Genomic DNA, 24,874 nt, shown 5'->3' with positions numbered 1-24,874 from the left:
TGTTCTAGATTAGCGCGACAGCGGTTACGCTCCGGCTCAATCGCGACTGAGAAGGGGGCCGGAGTGACCTCACAGGCCAGGCCGCTGCGGATTGCCCTGCTCAGCTACAAGGGAAATCCCTTCTGCGGCGGCCAGGGCGTGTACGTCCGGCACCTGTCCCGCGAGCTGGCCGCGCTCGGCCACAGCGTCGAGGTGATCGGCGCGCAGCCCTACCCCGTGCTGGACGCGGTCGGCGAGGGCGTCACCCTCACCGAGCTGCCCAGCCTCGACCTGTACCGGCAGCCGGACCCGTTCCGTACGCCCAAGCGCGGCGAGTACCGCGACTGGGTCGACGCCCTCGAGGTCGCCACCATGTGGACCGGCGGCTTCCCTGAACCGCTCACTTTCAGCCTGCGTGCCCGGCGTCATCTCGCCGCCCGCCGGGCCGAGTTCGACGTCGTCCACGACAATCAGACGCTCGGCTACGGACTGCTCGGCCTCGGCCTGCCGCTGGTCACCACGATCCACCACCCCATCACCGTGGACCGCCGCCTGGACCTGGCCGCCGCGCAGGACTGGAAGCGACGGCTGTCGGTACGCCGCTGGTACGGCTTCACGCAGATGCAGAAGCGGGTGGCCCGCCGCCTGCCGTCCGTGGTGACCGTCTCCGGTTCCTCGCGCGACGAGATCATCGAGGACCTGGGCGTACGGCCGGACCGCATCCGCGCCGTCCCGATCGGCGCCGACGCCCGGCTCTTCTCGCCCGACCCCGCCGTGGCCGAAGTGCCCGGCCGGATCGTCACGACATCGAGCGCCGACGTGCCTCTCAAGGGCCTGGTCTTCCTGATCGAGGCCCTCGCCAAGGTACGGGCGCAGCGGCCGTACGCCCATCTCGTCGTCGTCGGCAAACGGCCGGAGAAGGGGCCCGTGGCCGAGGCCATCGCCGACTTCGGCCTCGAGGACGCCGTCGAATTCGTCAAGGGCATCAGCGACGCCGAGCTGGTCGACCTGCTGCGCGGCGCCGAGGTCGCCTGCGTGCCGTCGCTCTACGAGGGCTTCTCCCTGCCCGCCGCCGAGGCGATGGCCACCGGCACCGCGCTGGTCGCCACCACCGGCGGCGCCATCCCCGAGGTCGCCGGGCCCGACGGCGTGACCTGCCTCGCCGTGCCCCCGGGCGACGCCGGTGCGCTTGCCGCCGGGCTTGAACGTGTCCTCGACGACGCCGACCTTCGCAAGCGGCTCGCCGCCGCCGGCCGCGCCCGCGTCCTGGCCCACTTCACGTGGGAGCGGGCCGCCGAGGCGACGGTGGCCCTGTACCGCGAAGCGATCGCCTCCGCCCCGCGGGCTCGTGGGCCTGTGTCCGATGTGCGGCTGCCGCCGCGTGGGCGCGAGCAACCCGCCACCGGGCCGGTGGTCGCGGAACAGACCGCGTCTGCCCCGCTGGGGCGGTCGGTGAGCCGCGGCGCCGCATCGGCTGAGCGCGCGGTTCCCCGCGCCCCTGAAGGGCGCCCCCTTGCGCGAGGTGAAGCCGCGGTGCCCCGCGTCGGGGAAGGGCGCCCGCCTGCGCAAGGTGAACGTATGGGGGACGTGCCCCCCGAGACCGAGTCCGGCCCGGTAGGGAGCAACCGCTGATGCTGACCGTCGACTTCACCCGTTTCCCGCTCGCCGCAGGCGACCGCGTGCTGGACCTCGGATGCGGCGCCGGGCGCCACGCCTTCGAGTGCTACCGGCGCGGAGCGCACGTGGTGGCGCTGGACAGGAACGGCGAGGAGATCCGCGAAGTCGCCCGCTGGTTCGCGGCGATGAAGGAGGAGGGCGAGGCGCCGGAGGGCGCGTCGGCGGTGGCGATGGAGGGCGACGCCCTCCAACTCCCGTTCCCCGACGAGAGCTTCGACGTCGTCATCATCTCCGAGGTGATGGAGCACATCCCCGACGACAAGGGCGTCCTCGCCGAAATGGTGCGAGTGCTGCGCCCCGGCGGCCGGATCGCGGTCACGGTGCCGCGCTACGGCCCGGAGAAGGTCTGCTGGGCGCTGTCGGACGCCTACCACGAGGTCGAGGGCGGCCACATCCGCATCTACAAGGCCGACGAACTGCTCGGCAGGATGCGGGAGGCGGGCCTGCGCCCGTACGGCACGCACCACGCGCACGGGCTGCACGCGCCGTACTGGTGGATCAAGTGCGCGGTCGGCGTGGACAACGACAAGGCGCTGCCGGTGAAGCTGTACCACAAGCTGCTGGTCTGGGACATCATGAAGAAACCGCTGGCCACAAGGGTCGCCGAACAGGCGCTCAACCCGCTGATCGGCAAGAGCTTCGTGGCCTACGCGACCAAGCCGCACCTGCCGGTGGGCGCCGCCTCGCCGTCCGCGGACGACACCGACGTCACAGCCGCCCCGGGCGCCGCCAAGTGACGTACCCCAGCCGGAGGCCGGACCGCACGGAGCGGCTGGCGCTGCCCGGTGTGCTCACCGCCCAGCAGGCCGCGGCGACGGTGGACGCCGTCGCGGCGGTCCAGCGCGAGGACGGCGCGATCCCGTGGTTCCGCGGCCACCACCTCGACCCCTGGGACCACGTCGAGGCGGCGATGGCGCTGGACGCGGCGGGCGAGCACGAGCGCGCGCGGGCCGCGTACGACTGGCTGGCCAGGCACCAGAACGAGGACGGGTCCTGGTACGCCGCCTACCAGGACGGCGACCCGCAGCGGCCGACCGACCGCGGCCAGGAGTCCAACTTCTGCGCGTACGTGGCCGTCGGCGTGTGGCACCACTATCTGTCCACCGGGGACGACGCGTTCGTGGACCGGCTGTGGCCGACGGTCTACGCGGCGGTGGAGTTCGTGCTGGGGCTCCAGCAGCCCGGCGGCCAGATCGGCTGGAAGCGGGAGGCGGCCGAGCACGGCGGGGGAGTCGTCACCGACGCGCTGCTGACCGGGAGTTCGTCGATCCACCAGGCGCTGCGCTGCGCGCTGGCCATCGCCGAGCACCGCGAAGAACCGCAGCCGGACTGGGAGTTGGCGACCGGCGCGCTGGGGCACGCGATCCGCAGCCACCCGGAGCGGTTCCTGGACAAGAGCCGCTACTCCATGGACTGGTACTACCCGGTGCTGTCCGGCGCGCTGCGCGGGCCGCGCGCGCTGGAGCGGATCGAGGAGGGATGGTCCCGCTTCGTGGTGCCGGGCCTCGGCGTCCGCTGTGTGGTGCCCAACCCGTGGGTGACCGGCGGCGAGACCGCCGAACTGGCCCTGGCGCTCTGGGCGGTGGGCGAGTCCGACCGCGCCGTACGGCTGCTGGCCGACATGCGGCACCTGCGCGCGGACGACGGCCTGTACTGGACGGGGTACGTCTACGACGACGACGCCGTCTGGCCGGTGGAGCGCACCGCGTGGACCGCTGCCGCCGTGCTGCTGGCGGTGGCCGCGCTCGGGGGGGACGAGGCGACCACCGCCGTATTCAGCGGGGAACGGCTGCCGGTCGGGCTGGAACCCGAGGCTTCCGGCAGGACGGGCTGCTGCTGAGACGCGTGCCGTACGTCAGGCGCGGTTGACCCGGCCTGCCACCGCGTGCGCGACCAGCAGGTAGACGGCTGCGGGCAGACCGTAGTTGAGCACGGTGCGCCACTTGGCGTTGTCCACCGTGAACAGGTCCTTCGACCAGCTCGCGAGCCAATTCGCCGAGTGATGGACCCAGTTGACCAGGTCGTTCGCCCGGTTGGCGTCGAACACGAAGAAGAAGATCCACAGGATCAGGATCAGTGCAGCGATGTCTGCGACGATGAGGATGATCGCCGCGGCGGGGTTACCGCCATACCGTCTGGCCATGACAACCGCATTGCCCGGCTCCGGCGATTGAAACTCCTTTCGATTCCGCGGTGACGGCGCGCCCTCGCGAAGCGTGAGGATCTGGCCAGAACTCCCGAGTGGCGGGCGGACCGGGGCCGGGTGATGCTGCCAAAGATCACGCACGCCCCGCACCCGTAGCCCCGTATGCCACCCCGGAGGTCCCCGTGCCGACAGGCATCCCGTTGCGCCGGACGATCGTCGCGCTCCTGCTCGCCGTCACCTTCTTCACGGCGACCGCCTGCGGCAAGTCCACGGACTCCATGTCGACCGGCAGTTCGGACCCGAGCGCGTCGCCGACCAGCACCGTCGAGAAGCAGAAGCTGGCCAAGACGCGCTTCGTCGCCAACGCGGGCCTCGCGGCCGGGGCCACGTACCAGTGGATCGTGAAGCCGTACAAGGCGGGCAAGTTCAAGAAGGGCACGAGCGGCCGGACCTTCGCGCTGGTCAAGGCCGGTCTCGCGGGCACCTTCGCCTACAACAGGCTGAAGGCGGCGGCCGGGAACGCCAAGGCCGACCCCACGCTGAGCAAGGCGGTGGCACCGCTGACGGCGGGCATCGACGCGCTCAAGGACCTGCCGTCCAAGCTCCGCAAGGGCGACTCCACCGACCAGGCGGCGAGCAGCTTCGACGACGTGATCAACAAGGTCAAGGAAGCGGGCAAGAGCGCCGGGGTGGACGTCACCGACAACGTGCCGTCGCTCAAGGACATCGGCGGCTGAGGACATCGTCGGCTGACGCGCTCGGAGCCCACCGCCGGGCCGCCCGCTAGGCGTTCAGCTCCGCCAGCACCCGCAGCGTCTCCCGGTCGGGCGCGGTCACCAGCAGGTCGGTGACCGGGCCCGACCGCCAGGCCGCGAGCCGGTCGGCGATCCGTTCACGCGGCCCGACCAGCGAGATCTCGTCGGCGAAGGCGTCCGGCACGGCGTGCACCGCCTCCTCGCGGCGGCCCTCGGCGAAGAGCCGCTGAATCCGCCCGGCCTCCTCCTCGTACCCCATCCGGCCCATCAGCTCGGCGTGGAAATTACGGCCGCGCGCGCCCATGCCGCCGATGTAGAAGCCGAGCATCGCCTTGACCGGGAGCAGCCCGTCGGCCGGGTCCGCGCAGACCTGCGCGCGGACCAGCGGGGCGACCATGAAGTCCTCGGGCGCCTCGGCGAGCGGCGCGTGGTAACCGTCGGTACGGAACGGCGACCAGTACAGCGGCAGCCAGCCGTCGGCGATCCGTACCGTCTGGGCGATGTTCCTGGGACCCTCGGCGCCCAGCAGCACCGGCAGGGCGGCGCGCAGCGGGTGGGTGATGGGCTTCAGCGGGCGGCCGAGCCCGGTGCCGTCGGGACCGGCGTACGGCAGCGCGTGGAAACGGCCGTCCAGCCGTACCGGCGCCTCGCGGCGCAGCACCTGGCGGATCACGTCCACGTACTCGCGGGTCGCGGTCAGCGGGCTGCTCGGGAACGGGCGGCCGTACCAGCCCTCCACCACCTGCGGTCCCGACAGGCCGAGGCCGAGCATCATCCGCCCGCCGGAGAGGTGGTCGAGGGTGAGCGCCTGCATCGCGGTGGCGGTGGGGGAGCGGGCCGCCATCTGCGCGATACCCGTGCCCAGCCTGATCCGGCTGGTGTGCGCGGCGATCCAGGTGAGCGGGGTGAAGGCGTCCGAGCCCCACGCCTCCGCGGTCCACACCGAGTCGTAGCCCAGCCGTTCCGCCTCCTGCGCCAGCCCCACATGGCCGGGGTCCGGGCCGCGGCCCCAGTAACCGAGCGCGAGTCCGAGCCGCATGAACGCCTCCTGGGGGCAAGTGATATGACGGAGCGTCAGGAATAGTGGGAGGGTACGCGCGCCCGCCGCGGGCCGGAAGACCGGCGGCCGGGCGCAGAGCCGTTCGCAGGCAGCGGGCGGCCGGGTGACGGGCTGGGGGCAGGCGGCCGGGGGGAAAGAACAGCGGCCGGTCCCGGCGTCCGGAGGTCCGGAGCGGGACCGGCCGCTGTCGCGTACCGGAAGGAGAAACGATCAGCCGCGCTGGATGCCGCTGCTGTCCTGGAGCACACCGCGCCGCCCGTCCTGGGTCTGCGCGATCAGCGCGGGGCCGCGCTGGTCCACGGCCAAGTACCAGGTACCCGGCGTCAGTTCGGCGATCTGCGTGCCCGGGTTGTCCTCAGCGAACAACGGGCGCGGCACCGGCACCGCGAACCAGAAAGCGGTGAAGTCCGACGACGGACCCTGCGCGGCGGCCGGCTGCGGCGCCGACTGCTGCGCACCGTACGGCTGCTGGGCCTGCTGCGGCTGACCGTACGGCGTCTCGACGGACTGCGCGCCGCCCGGGTAGCCGTAACCGGCCTGCGGCGGACCCGCCGCGTACGGCTGCTGGCCGGGGCCGACACCGTACGGCTGGGCCGCGGGCCGCGGGGCGCCGAGCAGCGGGGCCTTGAGCGCGGGAAGACGGTTGGACAGCGGGGCCGCCACCGCGATGACGACGCCGAACAGCAGCGTCAGCCAGTTGCCCGCGCCCTTGTCGACGCCGTCCGGGTTGTCGAACAGCGTCGCCCACAGGGCGGTCCAGCCCACGAACAGCGAGATCGCAACGGCCCACTGCTCAAGCGAGAGCCCCAGGATCTGCCGCCCGACGAGCGGACCGGTACGCGCCAGCACCACCGCGGCGGCGGCGATCAGCGCGGCCAGCGTCACCGAAGGCAGGATCGGGAAGTAGTCCGAGTGCCACAGGTTCCGCGAACTTTCCGCGCCGTTGAACGGCGACTTGAAGCTGAAGAACGGCAGGAACGAGGCGATCAGCAGCAGCACCGCTGCTCCGATCACCGCGCCGTCTCCTCGGGTCAGGGAGCGGATGTTCACGTCAGGTCCTGTCCTTTGTCAGTTCGGTTAACTCGGCCGTACTCAATCGGGCGGTGCCCCATCGTACGGGTGTGATCATGTCCGGCCAGCCGGGTATGACCATTGGTGCACGATCCATACCGGACTGCTACAGCCCTGTCACCTCTTCCCTTCGAGGAAGGCGGTGAGGCCGTCGGCGATCCCCTGGGCAGCGTGCTGCCGCCACGCGGAGTCCGTCAACGACTTGGCGTCATGAGCGTTGCGCATGTTCCCGCACTCGATGAACACCTTCGGAACGGTGGACAGGTTGAGCCCGCCGAGGTCGTCGCGGACCGTCATCCCCGTACCGCCGCCCAGGTAGTCGGCGAAGTGCTCGCCGGTCGCCGCGGCGAAACGCGAACGCAACGTCGTGGCCAGCAGATACGAGGGCGCCGCGATCTTACGGGTGTCCGCGATGCCCACGTGCACCGACTTGGGCGCGATCACATGGAAGCCGGACGCCGACGCGGGCGCGCCGTCCGCGTGGATCGACAGCGCAGCGTCCGCGTGCGCCGCGTTCCCGATCCGGGCCCGCTCGTCCACACACGGGCCAAACGCCCGGTCTCCGTCGTACGTGAGCTTCACCTGCGCGCCGCGCGCCAGCAGGATCGCCCGCACCCGGTGCGCGACGTCCAGGGTGTACGTCGCCTCCGCGTAACCGGAGTTGGTCTCCGTCCCCGTGGTGTCGCACTCCTTGCGGGCGGTGCCGATGTTCACCAGCTTGTTGATCTCCGCCGTGTGCTTGGCGTTGTTGAGATTGTGGCCGGGGTCGAGGACGACGACCTTTCCCGCCAACGGCCTCTTCGCGCCTGTGGTGTTGAGCGGTCTGGGGGAGGCCGTCGCCTGCGCGGTCGGGGCCGTGCCCGCCAGGTCCGCCTGCGGCGCCGAGCCCTTCTGGTCGTCGTCGCCGGTAACCGCCGAGGTCGGTGAGGCCGACGGCGAGGACGTCGGCGCGGCCCGTACCGCGCTGTCCTGCTCCGAGCCCCCGGAATCGCCCACCGCGTGGTACACCAGACCGCCTGCCAGGCAGGCCGGTACGATCACGGCGACGGCGATGATCAGAGTGCGGCCCTTGCCGCCCCCGTACGACTCGTTCCTGAACACGCCAGCGACTCTATCGGCCTCGCGGACATCCCTGAAGGGCGGTGGCTCGGCGCGGCCGGGGAGCTACGGAGGGCGAGGTAGTCGTGACGGCGACGGGTGGCGTAAGCCGCGCGGGCCGTGCGGGGCGCGGCGTGAACGGGCCGCGGTTCTCGCGGAGCACGGCGGTGAACGGGCCGCGGTTCGTGCGGCTGCCCAGCCGTAGGACGCGCGGGCTATGGTTCGAACGGGCCCGGCAGCCTGCGCAGCACATGCAGCGACCCCGTCGCCGAGACCTCGGCGAAGGCGCCGGAGTCCAGCGCGCGCCGGTACACCCGGTACGGCGCCTGCCCGCCGTCGGCCGGGTCCGCGAACACGTCGTGGATCACCAGCAGCCCGCCCTCGGCGACCAGCGGCCCCCACCCCTCGTAGTCGCCGCCCGCGTGCTCGTCGGTGTGCCCGCCGTCGATGAACACCAGCCCGAGCGGCTGCCGCCACACCTTGGCGACCTGCGGTGACCTCCCGACCACCGCGATCACGTGCTCCTCAAGGCCCGCCTCGTGCAGCGTCCTGCGGAAGGCCGGGAGCGTGTCCATCAACCCCGTCGCCTCCTCCACCACCAGCTCCGGGTCGTGGTACTCGCCGTTGCCCCAGTCCCGCTGCTGCTCCTCGCTGCCCCGGTGGTGGTCGACCGTCACCGCCACCGTGCCCGCGCCCCGGGCCGCGTCCGCCAGCAGGACCGTCGACCGCCCGCAGTACGTGCCCACCTCCAGCAGCGGCAGCCCGAGTCCGGCCGCGGCCTCCTTCGCCGCCGCGTACAGGGCCAGGCCCTCGTCCCGTGGCATGAACCCCTTCGCGGCCTCGAACGCCGCCACCACATCCGTCATGGGGTCACCTTATTTCCGCCGGGACGCGGGCCGGGACCTGGGCCGGGACCTGGGCCGGGACCTGGGCCGGGACGGGGCTGGGGTATCGAGCTAGGGCTTTATGCGTCGGCGCCCGAGGCCGCGAGGCCGATGCGCAGCACGGCGGCCCTGCCCACGACGCCGAGCACCTGGGGCTCAGCTTGTTGACCCGGCCCTTGGTGCCCGCCTCGCAGGTCAGGTCGATGCCGTGGGGGTCGTCGGTGTGCGGGACGGTGGTACGGCACGGCCCGCGCCGTCGGAGCGGCCGCAGCCGCCCGCGCCGTCGTCGCCGCACGATACGAGGACGGCGGCCACGGCCGCGAACAGCACGGCGCGGACGAGCGGACGGGAACGGGCCGGGTCCGCGGAAGGCAGGTGGTTCATGCGTACAGCCAAACCCACCTGTCCCGGGACCGGTCCCGAAGCACGTCCCCCCGGAAGTCGGCCTAGGCCCCGGCAGGGCGGACGTAGGCCAAAATCCCGATGCTTTCGTGACAGTCGGGACGGCAGCATGGTCCCCATGAGCGATCTCCTCGGACAGCGCGAACGAACCCCCCGCCGTACCGGGCGCCCGGCGCCGCCCGCATGGGCGGTGCTGGTCGCGGTGTGCGCGGGCCAGTTCCTCGTGGTGCTCGACGTGTCCGTCGTGAACGTGGCGCTGCCGTCGATGCGTACGGACCTGGCGCTGAGCCAGGCCGGTCAGCAGTGGGTGGTGAACGCGTACGCGATCACGTTCGCCGGCCTGCTGATGCTCGGCGGCCGGGCCGCCGACCTCTTCGGCCGCAAGCGCGTCTTCCTCGTCGGCCTCGGCCTGTTCACGGCCGCGAGCCTCGCGGGCGGCCTCGCCCAGTCCTCGGGGCTGCTGATCGCCGCCCGCACCCTCCAGGGCATCGGCGCCGCCGTCCTGGCGCCCACCACGCTCGCCATCCTCACAACGTCCTTCCCCGAGGGCCCCGAGCGGACAAGGGCGATCGGCACTTGGACGGCGGTCGGCGCGGGCGGCGGCGCGGCGGGCGGCCTGGTCGGCGGCCTGCTGACCGACTACCTGTCGTGGCGCTGGGTGCTGCTGGTCAACGTGCCGATCGGCGCGCTGGTGATCGTCGGCGCCGCGCTGTGGCTCACCGAGAGCCGCGGCGGTACGAGCCGCCGTCTCGACGTACCCGGCGCCGTCCTCGTCACCGGCGGCGTCGCCGCCCTCGCGTACGGCATCGCCGAGAGCGAGTCGCACGGCTGGACGTCCGCCACCGCGCTGCTGCCGATCATCGGGGGCGCCGTCCTGCTCGGCGGCTTCGTCGCCGTCGAGGCCAGGACCGCCCAGCCGCTGATGCCGCTGCGCCTGTTCCGTATCCGTTCGGTGTCCGCGGCCAACACCGTCCTGCTCGCGGCCGGGGCCGCGACCTTCGCCACCTGGTACTTCCTGTCGCTGTACATGCAGAACGTGCTGCACTACAGCCCGGTGCGGGCCGGTCTGTCCTTCCTGCCGCACACCGTCAGCATCATCGTCGGCTCCAAGCTGGCGCCCCGGCTGATGAGTTACGTGGACAGCCGGATCGTCGGCGCGGCGGGCGGGCTCATCTCGGCGGCGGGTCTGGCCTGGCAGAGCCGGCTCACCGTGGACGGGGCCTTCCTCACCTCGATCCTCGGGCCCGGCGTCCTCACCATGTTCGGCGCGGGCCTGATGATGACCCCCATCGCGGCGGCGGCCACCTCCGGTGTCGGCATGAGCGAACAGGGGCTCGTCTCCGGCCTCCTCAACACCTCCCGCCAGCTCGGCGGGGCACTCGGGCTCACGATCCTCGCGACCGCCGCCGCCAGCCGTATCTCCTCCCGCGGTCACGCGGGAGCGTCGGCGGCGCGCGCGCTGACCTCGGGCTACTCCCTGGCCTTCCTGATCAGCGCGGCCTTCCTGGTCGTGGGCACCGCGCTCACGGCGCTGTTGCCGAAGCCGACTCCGAAGATCGTTCCGGTGTCGTAGCCGTAGCCGGGCCTGTGGTCGCGGCCGGGGCCGTCGTCGCGCCGTCGCGGAGCAGCGCGAGCTTCTTCGCGGCGTCGGTGCCCTCGACCGGGAACGACGCCAGCATCCGAACGCCATCCTCCGAGCCCGCCGCGCTTTTAGCCAGGGAGAACCTGTCCCCGGCTACCGCCCGCGCGCGGACGTCGTGTGCTGGAGGCCGCGGATGTAAGGGGCGAAGAGCAGGGACCAGTTGCCCACGGCGTGGTGGGCGCGCAGTGCCTGTTCGGTCTCTTCCGCGTCGGCGGGGAGGTCGGCGGGGAGGTCGGCCGGGAGGCCAACTACTGGGAGGTCCGCGGGCGCGTGGCCGTCCCAGTCGGTGGCCGCGTCGAGCAGGTACAGCAGGTGTCCGGCCGCCGGGCCCGCGTCCCCGGCCTCCAACGCGCTCGTCGTGAAGGCGCGCTGTTCGTCCCGCCACACCAGGTCGGAGCTGTCGACGGCGGACGCGACCAGCTCCGCCCAGTACGCCTCGTCGTGGGCGCCGGTGCGCTGCCGCATGTGCCGCGCGGCGAACCGCGCCATGGCTCCCGCGTCGTCGATCAGCGGGGAGAGCACCTGGTCGGAGGTGAAGTCGAAGCCGAACCAGAGGCGACGGCCGTCGAGGACCAGCGATTCGATCCCGCCGACCACCTCGGTACGCCCGGCCGGCCCGGCCTCCGTATCCGTTGCCGCGCCCTCGACCGCCATGGTGGCCCCCTCATCGCTCGTTCCCGCTACCGCCGGAGTCTGTGAGGAGTTGTCTATCGCACGGCACTGACACCTGCGGGACGCCTTACGCCCGTCCGGCCGCTTCGAGCAGGCTCTTGAGCCGGGCCAGGTCGGCGGTGACGGACTCGGCGTCGCGCCGGAAGTCGTCGTCGCTCATCTCCGGCTGTCGCCGCAGCGTGAAGACGACCTCGCTGGCCGGGCCGTCCGCGATCACCCGGACCGGGTTGTAGACGGTCTGCCCGGAGGGCAACGTGACGTCGTGGTCGAGCACGCCCCACGCGTTGGCGGGCGAGAGGGCGACGGTCACCCGCCCCAAGGGGGCGGATCGCGCGACCCATTGACCGTCGATCTCCTCGATCGAGCCGCCCAGCCCGTGCGCCCACTCCGGCAGATTCGCCGGGTTCGAGGCGTAGTCGTAGACGTCCTTGACGGGACGGTCGATACGGATGCCGAGGTGCCGGGATTCCCTGCGTGCGCCGTCCCTGCCTGCGCTGTCCATCCCTGTGCTGCCCATGCCGTTGCTGTCCATGACCGCGACGCTACGGCCGACCGGCACCGTTTTCTTGAACGAATCGGACATGGCGGGAATCCCGGGGCGCTCAGCCGAAGTAGTGGCCGTCCTTCAGGTCCGCGAGCAGGCCGGGACGGGTCGGCCGCCAGTCGAGCAGATCGCGCGTGATCCGCGCGGAGGCGGGGCCGTCCACGGCCCAGAAGCGGCCGAGCCAGCCGACGTACTCCCCGGCCCGCTCGGCCGTGACGGAGACGGCGGGGACGCCGAGGCGCGCGGCGAAGATCTCGGCGACCTCGCGGATCGGTACGCCCTCGTCGGCGACCGCGTGCAGTACGGAACCGGCGGGCGCGGATTCGAGCGCGAGGCGGAACAGCCGGGCGGCGTCGTCGCGGTGGACGGACGGCCAGCGGTTGCCGCCGTCGCCGACGTAGGCCGCGGCGCCCTTCTCGCGCGCGAAGCCGATCGCGACCGGCATGAACCCGTTGTCGCCGGTGCCGTGCGTGGCGGGAGGGAGGCGTACGACGCAGGAGCGGACGCCGTGGCCGGCGAGGGCCTGGACGTAGTGGGCGTTGCCGATCCGGCCGCCGGAGCCGCTGATCGGGGCGTTGGTGCCGTCGGTGTCGCCGGTGCCATCGGTGTCGTCCTCCGTGCTCGCGGCCCGCGCGAGGCCGTCGCGTTCGGTGGCGACGACGCCGGGCGCAAGCCCGAGCACGCCGAGGATGCCGGAGGCGATGACGAAAGGCTTGTCCGTACCGGTCAGGGCCTCGCCGAAGGTCTCGATCGCCGCGCGGTCGGCGTCGGTGGCACCGGCGAAGTCGCCCGCGAAGGCGATGTCGTGCTTGAACGCGAGGTGGACGACCCCGTCGGACGACGCGGCGGCCTCCCGCAGCGTGCCGAGGTCGTCGAGCGAACCCGGCAGGACCTCGGCGCCCGCGGCCCGCAGGGTCCGGGCGGCGGCATCGGAGCGGGCGAGCCCGACGACCGAGTGACCGGCGGTGATCAGCTCGGGTACGAGCCCGCGGCCGACCCAGCCCGACGCTCCTGTGACGAAAACGCGCATGGAAAACCTCCAGAAAGGGGCGCGCCCGTCCGGCGGATCCGTAGCGGGCGGCCTTGCGGTCACCCTCCATTCTTTGTACGGTCGTGCAAGAAAAGTCAAGCGGTGACGGTGGCCGGTGCGCGAGGGAGGATGGACGACGGCGGACCGCGACGATCACGGCGGACCGCGACGAACAGGACGGACCGTGACGGTCGCGACGGACCGCGACGATCAACCGGAGGCAGCGATGGCGGGGCGCCCCGTCGACCACCAGCGGCGCGCGGAACTGCTCGACGCGGTGGTCGACTACACGGTCGAGCACGGCTTCTCCGAGGTGTCGTGGCGGCCGGTCGCCGCCGCCCTCGGGGTGTCGCCCACGACCCTCGTCCACCGCTTCGGCACCAAGGAGCAGATGCTCCAGGCCGTCCTCGGGCGCCTGCGCGAACGTATCTTCCAGGCCACCAACGAGACGGCCGGACACCAGCCCGATCTGGCGACGTCCGTACGCGCCGTCTGGCAACGCGCCTCGGACCCGCGCCAAGGCGCCGAGTTCCGGCTCTTCTTCGCCGTCTACGGGCGGGCACTCCAGGCGCCCGAGCAGTTCTCCGACTTCCTCGACCACGTCGTCACCGACTGGATGAACGCCCTGTGCGCCGCCCAAGGACCCGACGTATCACCCGAGTTGGCAGTGCGTACGGCCACCCTCGTCATCGCCACCGTTCGCGGCCTGCTCCTCGACCTCCTCGCCACCGGCGACCGCGCTCGCGTCGACGACGCGGCCGAAGCGTTCCTCGCCTCGCTGGCGTGAGGGATCAGAGCCAGCCGTTCTGGCGCGCGTGGCGTACGGCTTCGATGCGGTTACGGGTGCCGGTCTTGCCGATGGCCGCGGAGAGGTAATTGCGCACGGTGGACTCGGAGAGGAAGACGCGGGCCGCGATGTCGGCGACGGTGGAGCCGTCCGCGGCGGCGTTGAGCACGTCGCGCTCACGCGGGGTGAGCGGGCTGGGCCCCGCGCTGAGCGCTGCCGCGGCCAGCGCCGGGTCGATGACGCGTTCGCCGCGCAGGACACGGCGGATGGCGTGGGCCAGTTCCTCCACGGGCCCGTCCTTGACCAGGAATCCGGCCGCGCCCGCTTCCATGGCGCGCCGCAGATACCCCGGCCGACCGAATGTGGTGAGGATGAGCACCTGGCACGACGGCAGCCGCTCGCGCAGCTCCGCCGCAGCGTCGAGCCCGCTGCACCCCGGCAGTTCGATGTCCAGCAGTGCGATGTCCGGCCGCGCCTCCAGCGCCTCCGCCACGATCCGGTCCCCGGCGGCCACCTGCGCGACGACCTCCAGGTCGTCCTCCAGATTCAGCAACAACGCGAGCGCGCCCCGCATCATCCCCTGGTCCTCCGCGAGCAGCACCCGCGTCAGCGCCCCGTCCCGCCGGTCGCCGTGCTCGCCGCCCTGCTCCCCGCCCTGCCCTGTCTCCCCGTCGGTCATCCCCCCACCCTAGACAGCCCTGCCCGCGCGGTCCGCTCACCGCGTCCGGGACATGGCTCGCACGGCGACTATTGCCGCGAGTGGGCTGGTACTACTGGTACATGCATGAAGAGACCGCGCAGTCCGCGATCGACACGTTCATCTCCGCGTTCAACGCGTCGGACGACACCTACGTGACCGGGCTGCTCTCCCAGGCCCTGACCTCGGATGTCCTCTTCTGGGGGCCGTTGGGACGCAGCGAGGGGATCGAGGCGGTCGAACGCTTCGTGCTGGACATCCGGCGCCACCCGGCGGGGGCCGGCACGATGGAGCGCTGCTCGGCGGTGGACATGCCCGACGAATGGGCCCGGTACGAGTGGGTCTTCACCACTCCCGACGGAGGCCCCCGGCTGACGGGAACCGACGTCGTCCATCTGCGACGGAGCCTCATCGACCAGGTCATCGTCTTCGCCGGAGAGATCCAGCCGGCCGATTCCCCCGCCGCCCCCGAGTTCCCCACGACGTGACCTGAGCCCGTGCGGCCGTCCGGCAAGCGGGGGCGGGCGGTCAGCCTCGGGGGCCGTCGTGGTAGCCGAGCTCCAGGTAGCGGGTGCGGGTGCTCCAGGAGCCGAGGTCGGGGGTGTCGGCGAGGACGTCGTGCCGGGGGAGGGCGCCGGGATCTCCCGCCTCGCCGGAAGCCGCCTTGGAGGGGCGCCCGGACCAGAGCCGTACTCCCGACCGCGCCTCGGACGCGCGGACCGGCTCCCACGAGCCCACCGAGAACACGCCGGCGAGCTGGTGCATGGCGATGAAGCTGGCCACGCCGCCCTCGGGGTCCGTGCGGTCCGGGCGCTCGGTGAGGGCTTGCCACAGGACGTACACGTTCGGCAGCCGCACCTCGGGCCGGAACCGGTACGCGAGGCGTTCCAGCCTGATCGAGCCGATGCGCGGCAGCCGCACCCGGGCGAGCGGGACGACCTCGCGCGCGCCGCCGCTCCAGGTCAGCCTCTCGTTGAGGCCCCGGTAGCCGGGTTCGCTGAAGACCGTGACATAGAGGTGTTCCCTGCGGTCAGACCTGCGGTTGTGCAGCAGGGACGCGCCGGTGACGGCGCCGCCCACGGAGGCGAGGCCTGCCAGGAGGAATCTGGTCTTGCGCTTCATCGGGGCGCGACACCTCGCTTCTGGCCGTACGGGCGCCTCCATCATGCGCCGCCGACGGCCGGTTGATCCACCGTCAGGCCCGCACCGATCGCGCAGATCCGATGATCTGAAAGAAAAGCCCTAGGTGTCCCGCCACGGGGTAGCGGTCGGGATGGGAGAAGGTGGCCTCGTCGGGCACGCGGTTCGCGGGAGGACGGTGCCGCACCTTTTCCGGTTGGGCCGCAGGCACGTCGTAGAGGAGTGAATTCGTATGACGGATGACGTCTTCGGGAGTTCCGAGGCATTGAGGGAACTGACGATCCACGACCGGCACGGGCAATTCATCGGCCGGGTCAGCCATGTGTACGTGGACGACTGGGACCGTCGGCCGCAGTGGGTGACGGTGAGGACCGGGATGCACGGCTTCGAGGAGACGTTCGTCCCCTTGGCCGGCGCCGAGCACGAGATCGGGCGCGACACGGGCGGCGGTGTGCTGCGGGTGGCGTACGACCTCGACACGATCAAGGCCGCGCCGCGCGAGGACGCCGAGCAGCACCTCGGACTCGACCAGGAGCAGGAGTTGTACGCCCACTACGGGCTCCTCCCGCCGGAGGGCCAGGCGTCCGGCGCCCCGGGCGTGGGCGCCGACCGCCCCACCGCCCCCCTCACCGGCCACGACGAGGGCATGGACGACATCCAGGAACTCTCCGACGACCCGACCCCCGCCCCCGCCCGCTCCCGCCTCCGCAAGGCCACCCCCGCCGAAACCACCCCGCCCGCGTCCACCCCCTCCGAGACCCCCACCCCCTCCGAGACCCCCACCCCCTCCGAGACCCCCGCCCCCTCGGAGCCCACCGCCTCCTCCGAGACCCCCACCCCGGCACCCGAGGCGACCCCCTCCACCCCTCCGCCCCCTCCCGCCCCCGACGACAAGTCCTAGGCGCCCCAAGAATCCCGTTGGCGTTGTCAGACCCCCGGCGTAGCAGCGCCGGGGACGCCAACGGGACGGGATACCGGACCTCTACGCGGCCACCAAGCACGGCGTGCTGAAGTTCTTCGCCGGTCTGCCCGGCGGCGGCTACGCGCCCGGGGTCGGGGCGCGGGGCGGGCTGGACTGGGCGGGGGTTGTGGCGGCGGACTGACCGGAGGAAAAGCGGATAAAGGGGCTGCGGGGGGAATTCGTCCCGGAATCCGGTCGGCGGAAAGGGCGGCGGGAAAAGGCTGTACATACCTCGGGGTTCGTGAACCCCGAGGTACGTATCGGAGCAGGTGGCGGCAGGTGCAGAAGGCGGGATTCCACTTCATTTTTTCCTGAAAGGATCGACGCGCTTCGTTAGATGGACACAGAATCCACTTCGCTCATAGGGGAGTTCGGGTGGAACGGGGTGGGGGCGCAGCACCCCGGACAAGGGCCTGCACCTGGACGGGACGTCGGGGTACGCCTCGACGGCGGGGCCCGTACTGGAGACCCGCTCGGCTTACACCGTCTCGGCGTGGGTGAAGCTGGACACCACCACGCCCAACGGCATTGTGCTCTCGCAGGACGGGGTGACGTACAGCCCGTTCATCTGGCCTACGACCACGGCCTGGGCACCTGGTTCTTCGGGGTGAAGCAGCAGGACGCCAACACCGGCACCGCGTACTACGGAGTGGCGGCCAAGTCCCCGCCCAGGACCGGGGTGTGGACCCATCTGCTGGGCAGCTACGACCCGGCGACCTCGCAGAGCGCGGTGTACGTGAACGGCGTGCTCCAGGGCACCGCGACCACCACCGGCTCGTGGTCGGCGACCGGCGCCTTCCAGATCGGGCGGTACAAGTGGGGGACGTACCAGTACAACTTCCCCGGCAGCATCGATGAGGTGAAGGTCCGGCAGCGGACGCTGACCTCGCAGGAAGCCTCCGACGAGGCGCGGCTGCTCGGCACCGACGGCAAGGCCCGGGTCGAACTCACCGCGGTCTGGGACCCGTCGGGCGCCTCCGGCACCACCCTCGCCGACACCGCCTCCGGCTACGGCCGCACCCTGACCACCTCGGGCGGCGCCACCCTCGACGGCGACACCATCGCCCTCGACGGCGCCACCGGTTCGGTCTCCACGCCCGGTTCCGTCGTGGACGACACCGGCTCCTTCACGGTCACCACCCGCACCCAGCTCGACGCGGCGGCCCTGGTCACCCACCCCGTCGGCTACACCGAACAGATCGCAGGGCAGCGCTCGGCCGACGGCTCCTCGTGGGGCGTGTGGTTCAAGTACACCGGCGCCACCACCACACTGGACGACGACGGCAACGTCATCACCGTCCCCCAGGGCCGGTGGCTCTTCGGCCGGGTCGCCACCGACGGCACCTTCACCGGCGCCGTCTCGCCCAACGACGACCCCAGCGGCGGCAGCGCCGACGGCACCGTCCAGGTCACCGGCGTCCTCGACGCCCAGTCCGGCACGGTCAGCCTCTACCTCGGCGACAACCTCCAGGACACCCAGCCCTTCACCGCCGTCCAGGGAGCGGGCGACTTCACCGGCGGCCGCGCCTACGTCGGCGCGACCTGGGGGCACTACCTGGCGGGCCAGATCGAGGACATCCGCGTCTGGTCGGGCGCGATGACCGACTCCGACCAGATCACGTCGGTCATCGACGGCTGACCCCGGTCGGACGGGGGCCCCGGCCGGTCAGCGCGCCGACACGGCGTGACCGGCCGGGGCCGCGTCCTCCTCCACCGGGAGGGCGGCCGTCAGGCGGAAGCCGCCGTCGGCGGCCGGTCCCGAGGTGAGGGAGCCGCCGGCGGCGGCGAGGCGTTCGGTCAGGCCGCGCAGGCCGGTACCGGTGCGGGTCCTGATGTCGCCGTCCTGACCGGACGGCGGCGGACAGGACCCGCGGCCGTTGTCGCTGATGGTCAGATGGGCCCGGCCGCGCCCGGTGGCGAGTTCGATACGGGTCAGCGTCGCGCCGCTGTGCCGGACGACGTTGGTGACGCCCTCGCGGACGACCCAGCCGAGCAGCGCCTCGGTCTGCGGGGGCAGGGGCGGGCCCGATTCCTGGACCACGACCTCGATGTCGGAGGCGGTCAGGACGGAACGGGCCCGGTCGAGTTCGGTGGACAGGCTGCCGTCGCGGTAGCCGGTGACGGCCTCACGGATCTCGGTGAGGGCCTGGCGGCCGACCGCCTCGATGTCGGCGACCTGGGCGAGCGCCGCGTCGATGTCGCGCGGCGCGATCCGGCGCGCGGCCTCGGATTTCACCACGACCACCGACAGGGTGTGCCCGAGCAGGTCGTGCAGGTCGCGTGAGAACCGCATCCGCTCCTGGGCGACCGCGCTGCGGGCCAGCTCCTGCCGGGTCTCCCTGAGCTGGGCGACGGCGTAGGAGAGTGTGATGATCACCGAGACGACCAGGCCGGACAGGAAGGTGCCGTACGCCAGGCCCGCCGTGCCCCAGAAGCCCTGGCCGTGCGTGCTCGCGGTGACTCCGGCGGTCGCGCTCAGCGGCATCAGCATCAGGCCGAGGCCGCGGCGGGTGGAGGCCACGGCGCCGACGCTCAGCGAGACCAGCGTGTACAGCAGCAGGAAATTCCCGCCGTAGGCGATGGCCAGCGTGGCCGTACAGACGGCCAGCGCACCCAGCAGACGGTACGGGACCGGCCCCCTGCGCCACGGCTCGTGGAAAGCCGAACGGACCGTGAACACGTACAGGAGGCAGAACAGCGCGAGGCCGCAGCCCGCGAGCCAGGGGGCGGGGACCCGGCCCTGGGCGATGTCGGCGCCGGGGCCGATGACCATCAGCAGCCAGGGGTAGAGCGCGTTGCCGTCGGGGGACTTGATGTGCTCGATCTCGCGGGCGAAGTCGTGCGGTGCGCCGCGCCGCCACCAGGCCCTGCCGCACGGCTTGTCCGTGGTCTCGGCCGGGTGGCCTGCCCCGCCGGCCGGGCGGTCGGTCACGCCGTCGGCCATGCCGCTGTTCGCCGTCATGGCGGTCACCGTCCCCGTTCGGTACGCGCTGTACGTGTCCCGGCGGGGGGTCGCCAGCCGCGTCGTCGTCATGCGGTCCGCGCACCCCGCCGGTAGGAGAGGACGGCGTAACCGGCGAAGACGACCAGCCATCCGCCGAGCACCGCCACCGTACCCGCGCCGGGCGCGTGCCGGTCAAGCACGCTCCAGCCGAGCTGGCCGAAGCGCTGGGCGGGCGTCCACTGGGAGACCTGGGCGAGCCAGTGCGGGAAGGCGTCGACCGGAATCCACAGGCCGCCGACGATCGACAGGCCCATCATGCAGGCCATGCTCGTGACGCCGGTGGTCTGCGCGGTCAGCCCGTAGCCGTTGCCGAGGCCGAGCAGGGTGAAGGGGATCGTGCCCACCCACAGCAGCAGAGCGGTGGCGACCCACTGCCACGCGGCCAGGTGCACGCCGTTCACCAGCGCCCCGGCCAGCAGGACGGCGCAGATCGCGGGCAGGACGGTCACCCCGGCGGTCAGCGCCCGGCCGACCACCACACGGAACGGGCTGAGCGGGGTGACGCGGAGCTGCCGCAGCCAGCCCAGGCCCTTGTCCTCGGCGACGCCGGTCCCGATGCCCATCGACGCGCCGAGCGCGCCGTACGCCGCCATGCCGACCATGTAGTACCGCGCGTAGTCGATCTTGTCCTGGCCGTCGCCGCCGACACCGAGGTTGGTGAAGAGCAGGTACATCAGCACGGGCATGGCGAAGCCCATGACGATGAAGCCGGGGTCGCGCAGGGCGCGCCGGACTTCGAGCTTCACGTACTCGGTCATCGGACGGCTTCCTTCTTGAGGGGGTGGGCGGGAGTGGAGCGTGGCGCCGCAGGCTCGGCGGCCGGGGTCCCGGTCGCCGGGTGAGGTGCGGTCAGGGTAAGGAAGGCGTCCTCCAGGCTGGCCGGGACGACCTCCAGACGGCGGACGCGGTCGCTCGCCACGAGGGCGACGACGGTGGCGTCGGAGTCGGAGGTACGCAGCAGGGCCCGGTCGCCGCGGATCTCGACGCCGGTCACACCCGGCAGCGTGCGCAGGCCCGCGGAGCCGGACCCGGCGAGGTCGAACGAGACGAGCGTGCCGCCGACGGCCTGCTTGATCTGCTCGCCGGTGCCGTCGGCGACGGTGCGGCCCTGGTCGATCACCAGGATGCGGTCGGCGTGCTCGTCCGCCTCCTCCAGGTAGTGCGTGGAGAACAGCACGGTGTTGCCGCGCGCCGCGTAACCGCGCATCGACCGCCAGAACACCCGCCGCGCCTCCACGTCGAGGGCGGCCGTCGGCTCGTCCAGCACGATCAGCGCGGGGTTGCCCGCGACGGCCAGCGCGAAGCGGAGCCGTTGCGTCTGGCCGCCGGACAGCTTGTCCACGCGGCGGCCCGCCAGCTCCGTGATGCCGGCCAGCGACAGCGCCTCGGCGACGGGCATCGGCCGCGGATACGTGGCCGCCACGAACGTCACCAGCTCCTTGACGGTGGCGCGCGGGATCGGCCGCCCGTCCTGGAGCATCGCGCCGACCCGCCCGGCCCTGACCGCCTCCTGCGGCGGGCCGCCGAACAGCCGCACCTCGCCCGCGTCCGGCCGGTCCAGGCCGAGCAGCAGGCTGATGGTGGTCGACTTCCCGGCTCCGTTGCGGCCGAGCAGCGCCATCGTGCCGCCGCGCGCGATCTCCAGGTCGATCCCGGCCACGGCCCTGACCGGTCCGAAGCTCTTGTGGACGGCGGTGAAGCGTACGGCGGGCGAGGTGTCGGACGGGGTGCCGGGCGAGCCGTCGGGCGGGGTGCCGGGCCGGGACGTGGACGGGGTTTTCTCCATGGCCACGACGCTACGGAGGGGGGAGGGGCGGTGGGCAGAGGGGAATGTCCGCAGGGGGGCAGGACAAATGTCACGGGTGCGGTGCCCCGGCGGACGGGGACGGCCGGGAATCCGCCGCGTCGGCGGGCGGGGACGGCCGGGAATCCCTTCAGCTGACGATGTATCAGCTCTTCTCACTTCCTGGGCTTTGCGTTATACAGGGGCCATCTCTAGAACATGTTCTAGTCAGAGCCCCGGAAGTACCCGTCACCGGAAGTACCCGTCACCGGAAGTGCCCCGGAGGGACCATGCCCATCGATGTCGCCAAGGCCCTCGCGGCCGAGCCGCGCCGCACCGAAATCGCCTGGAACCACAAGGACGTTCTCCTCTACCACCTGGGGATCGGCGCCGGGCGCCCGGCCACCGACGCGGACGAACTGCGCTACACGCTGGAGAGCCGGCTGCACGTCCTGCCGAGCTTCGCGACCGTCGCGGGCGGCGGACCCGGTTCGGTGGACGGCTCGATCGGCCCCGGCATCGACGTGGACCTCGCCGCCGTCCTGCACGGTGGCCAACGCCTCGTCCTCCACCGGCCGTTGCCGGTGAGCGGCCGTGCCGTACGGACCGGATCGGTCGCCGCCGTCCACGACAAGGGGAAGGCCGCAGTCATCGTGCTGCGCTCCGAAGTGGCGGACGACGACGGGCCGTTGTGGTCCTCCGACAACGAGATCTTCGTCCGCGGCGAAGGCGGCTTCGGCGGCGAACGCGGGCCCTCCCGCCGTCCGGAACCGCCAACCCGCGCACCCGACAAGGCCGTTGACGTACCCGTCCGCGAGGACCAGGCGCTGCTCTACCGGCTGTCGGGCGACTGGAATCCGCTGCACGCCGACCCCGAATTCGCCGCCACCGCCGGATTCGACCGCCCGATCCTGCACGGCCTGTGCTCGTACGGCGCCACGCTCAAGGCCGTCACCGACACACTGCTCGGCGGCGACGTCGCCCGGATCCGGTCGTACGCGACGCGCTTCGCGGGCGTCGTCTACCCCGGCGAGACGCTGCGGGTACGGATGTGGGCGGACGGGGACGGCGGCGGCGCGGGTCCCGGCCGGATCGTGGCCGCGGTGTCGGCCGTGGAGCGGGACGAGGCGCCGGTCCTGGCGGACACCGTCATCGAGCACACCTGAGCCCGTGGGGCACACCGGGCCGCGCGCCCGGCGGCTCTCGGCTCAGCAGCTTTCGGCCCGGTCGTCGGCCGGGCCTCAGTAGCGACCACCGTCTTCGCACCATCCGAGGGGAGCCGTACCGTGCGCGCAGCCATCCAGCAGGAGACCGGCCAGGACAAGCTCGAAGTCGTCGACGACATCGAGGCCGCGGGCTTCGGGCCCGGCAAGGTACGTATCCGCGTCAAGGCGACCGGACTGTGTCACTCCGACCTGTCCGCGATGAGCGGCGTCCTGCCGCAGCCCGCCCCCTTCGTGCCGGGCCACGAGGGCGCGGGCGAGGTCGCCGAGGTCGGCGAGGGCGTCACGTCCGTCACGGCGGGCGACCGCGTCCTGGTCTGCTGGCTGCCCGCGTGCGGCGAGTGCGCGTCCTGCAAGCGCGGCCAGACCGAGCTGTGCATCGCCGGATTCCTCAACGCGGGCACCGCCAACTACCGCCGCCCCGGCGCCGCTTCACCCGACGTCTTCGGTTTCGCCGGGACCGGCACCTTCGCCGAGGAGGTCGTGGTCGATGCCAGGTGCGCGGTGCCGATCCCCGACGACGTACCGTACGAGATCGCCGCGCTGATCGGCTGCGGGGTCACCACCGGCATCGGCGCCGCCCTCAACACCGCCCAGGTGGAGGCGGGTTCGTCGGTCGCCGTGATCGGCTGCGGCGGTGTCGGGATCAGCGTCATCCAGGGCGCGCGGGCCTCGGGCGCCGCCGAGATCGTCGCCGTCGACCCGGTCGAGTCCCGCCGCGAGGCCGCCGTCCGCTTCGGTGCCACCGAGTCCGTCGACCCCGACGGCCTCGCCGACGCAAAGAACCGGCTCACCGCGGGCGAGGGCTTCGACTACGTCTTCGAGGTGGTCGGCAAGTCCGCGACCGCGCGCGCCGCATACGACGCCACCCGGCGCGGAGGCACCCTGTGCATCGTCGGCGCGGGCGCCATGGACGACAACCTCCAGATCAACATGTTCGAGCTGTTCTTCGACGAGAAGCGCATCCTGCCGTCCCTCTACGGCGGCGGCGACGTCCTGCGCTCCTACGACCGCGTCATCCGGCTCTGGCGCGCCGGGCGCATCGACCTCGAAGGGCTGATCACGCACCGCGTGCGCCTGGAGGACATCAACGAGGCGATCGACCAGATGCGGACGGGCGTCGCGCTGCGTACGAGCATCACGATCTGATGGGGGATCAGCCAATGCCGAACGGTGAACTCCCGCTCGCCGGGCGGACCGCCGTCGTCACCGGCGCCGGGCGGGGACTCGGGCGCGCCGAAGCACTCGAACTCGCCCGGCTCGGGGCGCACGTCGTCGTCAACGACTTCGGCCAGCCCGGTCGCGACGGCTCCGGCGCCTCCTCCGCCACCCCGGCGCAGGAGGTCGTCGCCGAGATCGCCGCCGCGGGCGGCAGCGCCGTCGCCCACCACGGCGATGTCGCCGACCACGAACAGGCGTCGGAACTCGTCCAGTTGGCCGTCGAGCGCAACGGGCAGCTCGACATCCTCGTCAACAACGCCGGGATTCTCCGCGACCGCATGGTCTTCTCCATGACCGAGGACGAGTGGGACTCCGTCATCCGGGTGCACCTCAAAGGCCACTTCAACACCATTCGGTTCGCCGCCGCGCATTGGCGCTCGCGCGCCAAGTCCGCCGGGGCTCCGGTCTTCGGGCGCATCGTCAACACCGCGTCCGAGGCGTTTCTCGCCGGGTCGGCCGGACAGCCGAATTACGCTGCCGCCAAGGGGGGCATCGTCGGCCTCACGACGTCCACCGCGGAGGCGCTTCGGCGGTACGGGGTCACCGCCAACGCCATCTGTCCGCGGGCGCGGACGCGGATGACTCTTGATGTGTTCGGCTCTGCCGAGCCCGGGGGGCTCGATCCGCTGGCTCCCGAGCATGTCGCTCCGCTTGTCGGGTACCTTGCCGGGCCCGCTGCCGCGGGGGTGTCCGGGCAGGTTTTCGTTGTGCACGGGGGGATGGTGGCCGTTCTGCAACGGCCGGTGGTGGCGGCGCGCTTCGAGACGGCGAAGTCGGTGTTTTCGTATGGGGAGCTTGATGGGGTTTTGACGCCGTATTTCGAAGGGGGTGAGCGGGGCTCTTTCGCTGCCGTTGAGGTGTTGGGGCTGCGCCGCTCGTAGTTCTTCTTGCCCGCCCTCCCCCTACCTTCGGCGGGGGACCCCCATGCCGTGCGGGTGTTTTGTCGTCTGCGGGTGCCGCTTGTGCCTGGTCGGTGCCGGGCCGGGGTACCTCCTCGAAATCCGTCTCACCTGGTCCTGGGTATCCGGTGCCGTTCCTGTTGACGTATTTCTGCGGGGGCACCCCGGCCCGTCCCCTCCGGGTACGTCGGCGTCCGCG

At 72.2% G+C, this 24,874-nt stretch carries 26 protein-coding genes; 12 read left to right on the top strand and 14 right to left on the bottom strand.

Annotated features, from left to right (window positions below; genetic code table 11):
- The first annotated feature begins 63 nt into the window (after positions 1–63).
- From ACFZBB_RS00965 to ACFZBB_RS00955, 3 genes are read left to right on the top strand one after another with little or no spacing between them, the layout of a single operon-like run.
- Positions 64–1,611: a glycosyltransferase gene (locus tag ACFZBB_RS00965; protein ID WP_391116514.1), complete on the top strand. Its 1,548-nt coding sequence runs from the start codon at positions 64–66 to the stop codon at positions 1,609–1,611.
- Positions 1,611–2,393 (top strand): methyltransferase domain-containing protein, encoded by a 783-nt coding sequence (locus ACFZBB_RS00960; protein WP_391116512.1) that lies wholly within the window; start codon positions 1,611–1,613, stop codon positions 2,391–2,393. Before ACFZBB_RS00965 ends, ACFZBB_RS00960 begins: the two co-directional genes overlap by 1 nt.
- Positions 2,390–3,496 (top strand): prenyltransferase, encoded by a 1,107-nt coding sequence (locus ACFZBB_RS00955; RefSeq protein ID WP_391116510.1) that lies wholly within the window; start codon positions 2,390–2,392, stop codon positions 3,494–3,496. The genes ACFZBB_RS00960 and ACFZBB_RS00955 overlap by 4 nt, the downstream gene beginning before the upstream one ends.
- Positions 3,497–3,511: 15 nt before the next feature.
- Here ACFZBB_RS00955 and ACFZBB_RS00950 read toward each other — a convergent pair whose 3' ends face one another.
- Positions 3,512–3,799: a hypothetical protein gene (locus ACFZBB_RS00950; RefSeq protein ID WP_391116508.1), complete on the bottom strand. Its 288-nt coding sequence runs from the start codon at positions 3,797–3,799 to the stop codon at positions 3,512–3,514.
- 185 nt (positions 3,800–3,984) lie between these two features.
- Here ACFZBB_RS00950 and ACFZBB_RS00945 point away from each other — a divergent pair, with 185 nt between their 5' ends.
- Positions 3,985–4,539, top strand: a complete 555-nt coding sequence (locus tag ACFZBB_RS00945) for a hypothetical protein (RefSeq protein ID WP_391116506.1) — start codon at positions 3,985–3,987, stop codon at positions 4,537–4,539.
- Positions 4,540–4,585: 46 nt separating this feature from the next.
- Here ACFZBB_RS00945 and ACFZBB_RS00940 read toward each other — a convergent pair whose 3' ends face one another.
- The 5 genes from ACFZBB_RS00940 to ACFZBB_RS00920 all read right to left on the bottom strand — a co-directional run bounded on the left by ACFZBB_RS00940 (position 4,586) and on the right by ACFZBB_RS00920 (position 9,054).
- The gene (locus ACFZBB_RS00940) at positions 4,586–5,596 is read right to left on the bottom strand and encodes an LLM class F420-dependent oxidoreductase (RefSeq protein ID WP_391116504.1); all 1,011 of its coding nucleotides are present in this window, start codon (positions 5,594–5,596) and stop codon (positions 4,586–4,588) included.
- Positions 5,597–5,827: 231 nt separating this feature from the next.
- On the bottom strand, positions 5,828–6,667 hold the full coding sequence (locus ACFZBB_RS00935) for a hypothetical protein (protein ID WP_391116502.1): 840 nt from the start codon (positions 6,665–6,667) through the stop codon (positions 5,828–5,830).
- Between the two features lie 138 nt (positions 6,668–6,805).
- Complete coding sequence (locus ACFZBB_RS00930; RefSeq protein ID WP_391116500.1) at positions 6,806–7,789, bottom strand: N-acetylmuramoyl-L-alanine amidase; 984 nt, start codon at positions 7,787–7,789, stop codon at positions 6,806–6,808.
- Between the two features lie 212 nt (positions 7,790–8,001).
- A complete protein-coding gene (locus tag ACFZBB_RS00925; protein WP_391116497.1) occupies positions 8,002–8,652 on the bottom strand; it encodes a class I SAM-dependent methyltransferase in 651 nt (216 codons plus the stop codon).
- A gap of 213 nt (positions 8,653–8,865) precedes the next feature.
- Positions 8,866–9,054, bottom strand: a complete 189-nt coding sequence (locus ACFZBB_RS00920; RefSeq protein WP_391116495.1) for a hypothetical protein — start codon at positions 9,052–9,054, stop codon at positions 8,866–8,868.
- Positions 9,055–9,190: 136 nt separating this feature from the next.
- On the opposite strand from ACFZBB_RS00920, the gene ACFZBB_RS00915 reads away from it, so the two are divergent.
- Positions 9,191–10,645, top strand: coding sequence for a DHA2 family efflux MFS transporter permease subunit (locus ACFZBB_RS00915; RefSeq protein ID WP_391116493.1), 1,455 nt, complete (start codon positions 9,191–9,193; stop codon positions 10,643–10,645).
- Between the two features lie 162 nt (positions 10,646–10,807).
- On the opposite strand, the gene ACFZBB_RS00910 is transcribed toward ACFZBB_RS00915, so the two are convergent.
- From ACFZBB_RS00910 to ACFZBB_RS00900, 3 genes are all read right to left on the bottom strand, one after another.
- Entirely contained in the window at positions 10,808–11,368 is a 561-nt protein-coding gene (locus tag ACFZBB_RS00910) for a hypothetical protein (RefSeq protein WP_391116491.1), read from the bottom strand.
- A gap of 85 nt (positions 11,369–11,453) precedes the next feature.
- A complete protein-coding gene (locus ACFZBB_RS00905) occupies positions 11,454–11,888 on the bottom strand; it encodes an SRPBCC family protein (RefSeq protein WP_391117457.1) in 435 nt (144 codons plus the stop codon).
- Between the two features lie 100 nt (positions 11,889–11,988).
- A complete protein-coding gene (locus ACFZBB_RS00900; protein WP_391116489.1) occupies positions 11,989–12,960 on the bottom strand; it encodes an NAD-dependent epimerase/dehydratase family protein in 972 nt (323 codons plus the stop codon).
- A 184-nt stretch (positions 12,961–13,144) separates the two neighbouring features.
- Between ACFZBB_RS00900 and ACFZBB_RS00895 the strand changes: the two genes are divergently transcribed.
- Positions 13,145–13,747 (top strand): TetR family transcriptional regulator, encoded by a 603-nt coding sequence (locus ACFZBB_RS00895; protein ID WP_391116487.1) that lies wholly within the window; start codon positions 13,145–13,147, stop codon positions 13,745–13,747.
- Positions 13,748–13,751: 4 nt separating this feature from the next.
- Here the strand turns inward: ACFZBB_RS00895 and ACFZBB_RS00890 are convergent, their stop codons facing one another.
- The gene (locus ACFZBB_RS00890; RefSeq protein WP_391117455.1) at positions 13,752–14,357 is read right to left on the bottom strand and encodes a response regulator; all 606 of its coding nucleotides are present in this window, start codon (positions 14,355–14,357) and stop codon (positions 13,752–13,754) included.
- A 170-nt stretch (positions 14,358–14,527) separates the two neighbouring features.
- Between ACFZBB_RS00890 and ACFZBB_RS00885 the strand changes: the two genes are divergently transcribed.
- The gene (locus ACFZBB_RS00885) at positions 14,528–14,932 is read left to right on the top strand and encodes a nuclear transport factor 2 family protein (RefSeq protein WP_391116485.1); all 405 of its coding nucleotides are present in this window, start codon (positions 14,528–14,530) and stop codon (positions 14,930–14,932) included.
- Positions 14,933–14,972: 40 nt separating this feature from the next.
- Here the strand turns inward: ACFZBB_RS00885 and ACFZBB_RS00880 are convergent, their stop codons facing one another.
- Entirely contained in the window at positions 14,973–15,566 is a 594-nt protein-coding gene (locus tag ACFZBB_RS00880) for a hypothetical protein (protein ID WP_391116482.1), read from the bottom strand.
- A gap of 250 nt (positions 15,567–15,816) precedes the next feature.
- Between ACFZBB_RS00880 and ACFZBB_RS00875 the strand changes: the two genes are divergently transcribed.
- Positions 15,817–16,485, top strand: coding sequence for a PRC-barrel domain-containing protein (locus ACFZBB_RS00875; RefSeq protein ID WP_391116480.1), 669 nt, complete (start codon positions 15,817–15,819; stop codon positions 16,483–16,485).
- Positions 16,486–17,152: 667 nt separating this feature from the next.
- A complete protein-coding gene (locus tag ACFZBB_RS00870) occupies positions 17,153–18,184 on the top strand; it encodes a LamG-like jellyroll fold domain-containing protein (protein ID WP_391116478.1) in 1,032 nt (343 codons plus the stop codon).
- Positions 18,185–18,211: 27 nt separating this feature from the next.
- Here ACFZBB_RS00870 and ACFZBB_RS00865 read toward each other — a convergent pair whose 3' ends face one another.
- The 3 genes from ACFZBB_RS00865 to ACFZBB_RS00855 form a co-directional block, all read right to left on the bottom strand.
- The gene (locus ACFZBB_RS00865; RefSeq protein ID WP_391116476.1) at positions 18,212–19,507 is read right to left on the bottom strand and encodes a histidine kinase; all 1,296 of its coding nucleotides are present in this window, start codon (positions 19,505–19,507) and stop codon (positions 18,212–18,214) included.
- Between the two features lie 68 nt (positions 19,508–19,575).
- On the bottom strand, positions 19,576–20,307 hold the full coding sequence (locus ACFZBB_RS00860; RefSeq protein ID WP_391116474.1) for an ABC transporter permease: 732 nt from the start codon (positions 20,305–20,307) through the stop codon (positions 19,576–19,578).
- Complete coding sequence (locus tag ACFZBB_RS00855; protein ID WP_391116472.1) at positions 20,304–21,335, bottom strand: ATP-binding cassette domain-containing protein; 1,032 nt, start codon at positions 21,333–21,335, stop codon at positions 20,304–20,306. The genes ACFZBB_RS00860 and ACFZBB_RS00855 overlap by 4 nt, the downstream gene beginning before the upstream one ends.
- Positions 21,336–21,622: 287 nt before the next feature.
- On the opposite strand from ACFZBB_RS00855, the gene ACFZBB_RS00850 reads away from it, so the two are divergent.
- The 3 genes from ACFZBB_RS00850 (at position 21,623) to ACFZBB_RS00840 (ending at position 24,657) form a co-directional block, all read left to right on the top strand.
- Positions 21,623–22,498 carry a MaoC/PaaZ C-terminal domain-containing protein gene (locus ACFZBB_RS00850; protein WP_391116470.1) on the top strand — a complete coding sequence of 292 codons (876 nt, stop codon included), beginning with the start codon at positions 21,623–21,625 and terminating at the stop codon, positions 22,496–22,498.
- 120 nt (positions 22,499–22,618) lie between these two features.
- A complete protein-coding gene (locus tag ACFZBB_RS00845) occupies positions 22,619–23,704 on the top strand; it encodes an alcohol dehydrogenase catalytic domain-containing protein (protein WP_391116468.1) in 1,086 nt (361 codons plus the stop codon).
- A 14-nt stretch (positions 23,705–23,718) separates the two neighbouring features.
- Positions 23,719–24,657 (top strand): 3-oxoacyl-ACP reductase, encoded by a 939-nt coding sequence (locus ACFZBB_RS00840; RefSeq protein WP_391116466.1) that lies wholly within the window; start codon positions 23,719–23,721, stop codon positions 24,655–24,657.
- The last annotated feature ends 217 nt before the right edge of the window (positions 24,658–24,874 follow it).

The organism is Streptomyces sp. NPDC008139 (assembly GCF_042957025.1).
In the GTDB taxonomy this organism is placed as follows: domain Bacteria; phylum Actinomycetota; class Actinomycetes; order Streptomycetales; family Streptomycetaceae; genus Actinacidiphila.
The sequence above is the reverse complement of the archived record's forward strand: the minus strand, read 5'-3'. Positions and strand labels throughout refer to the sequence as shown.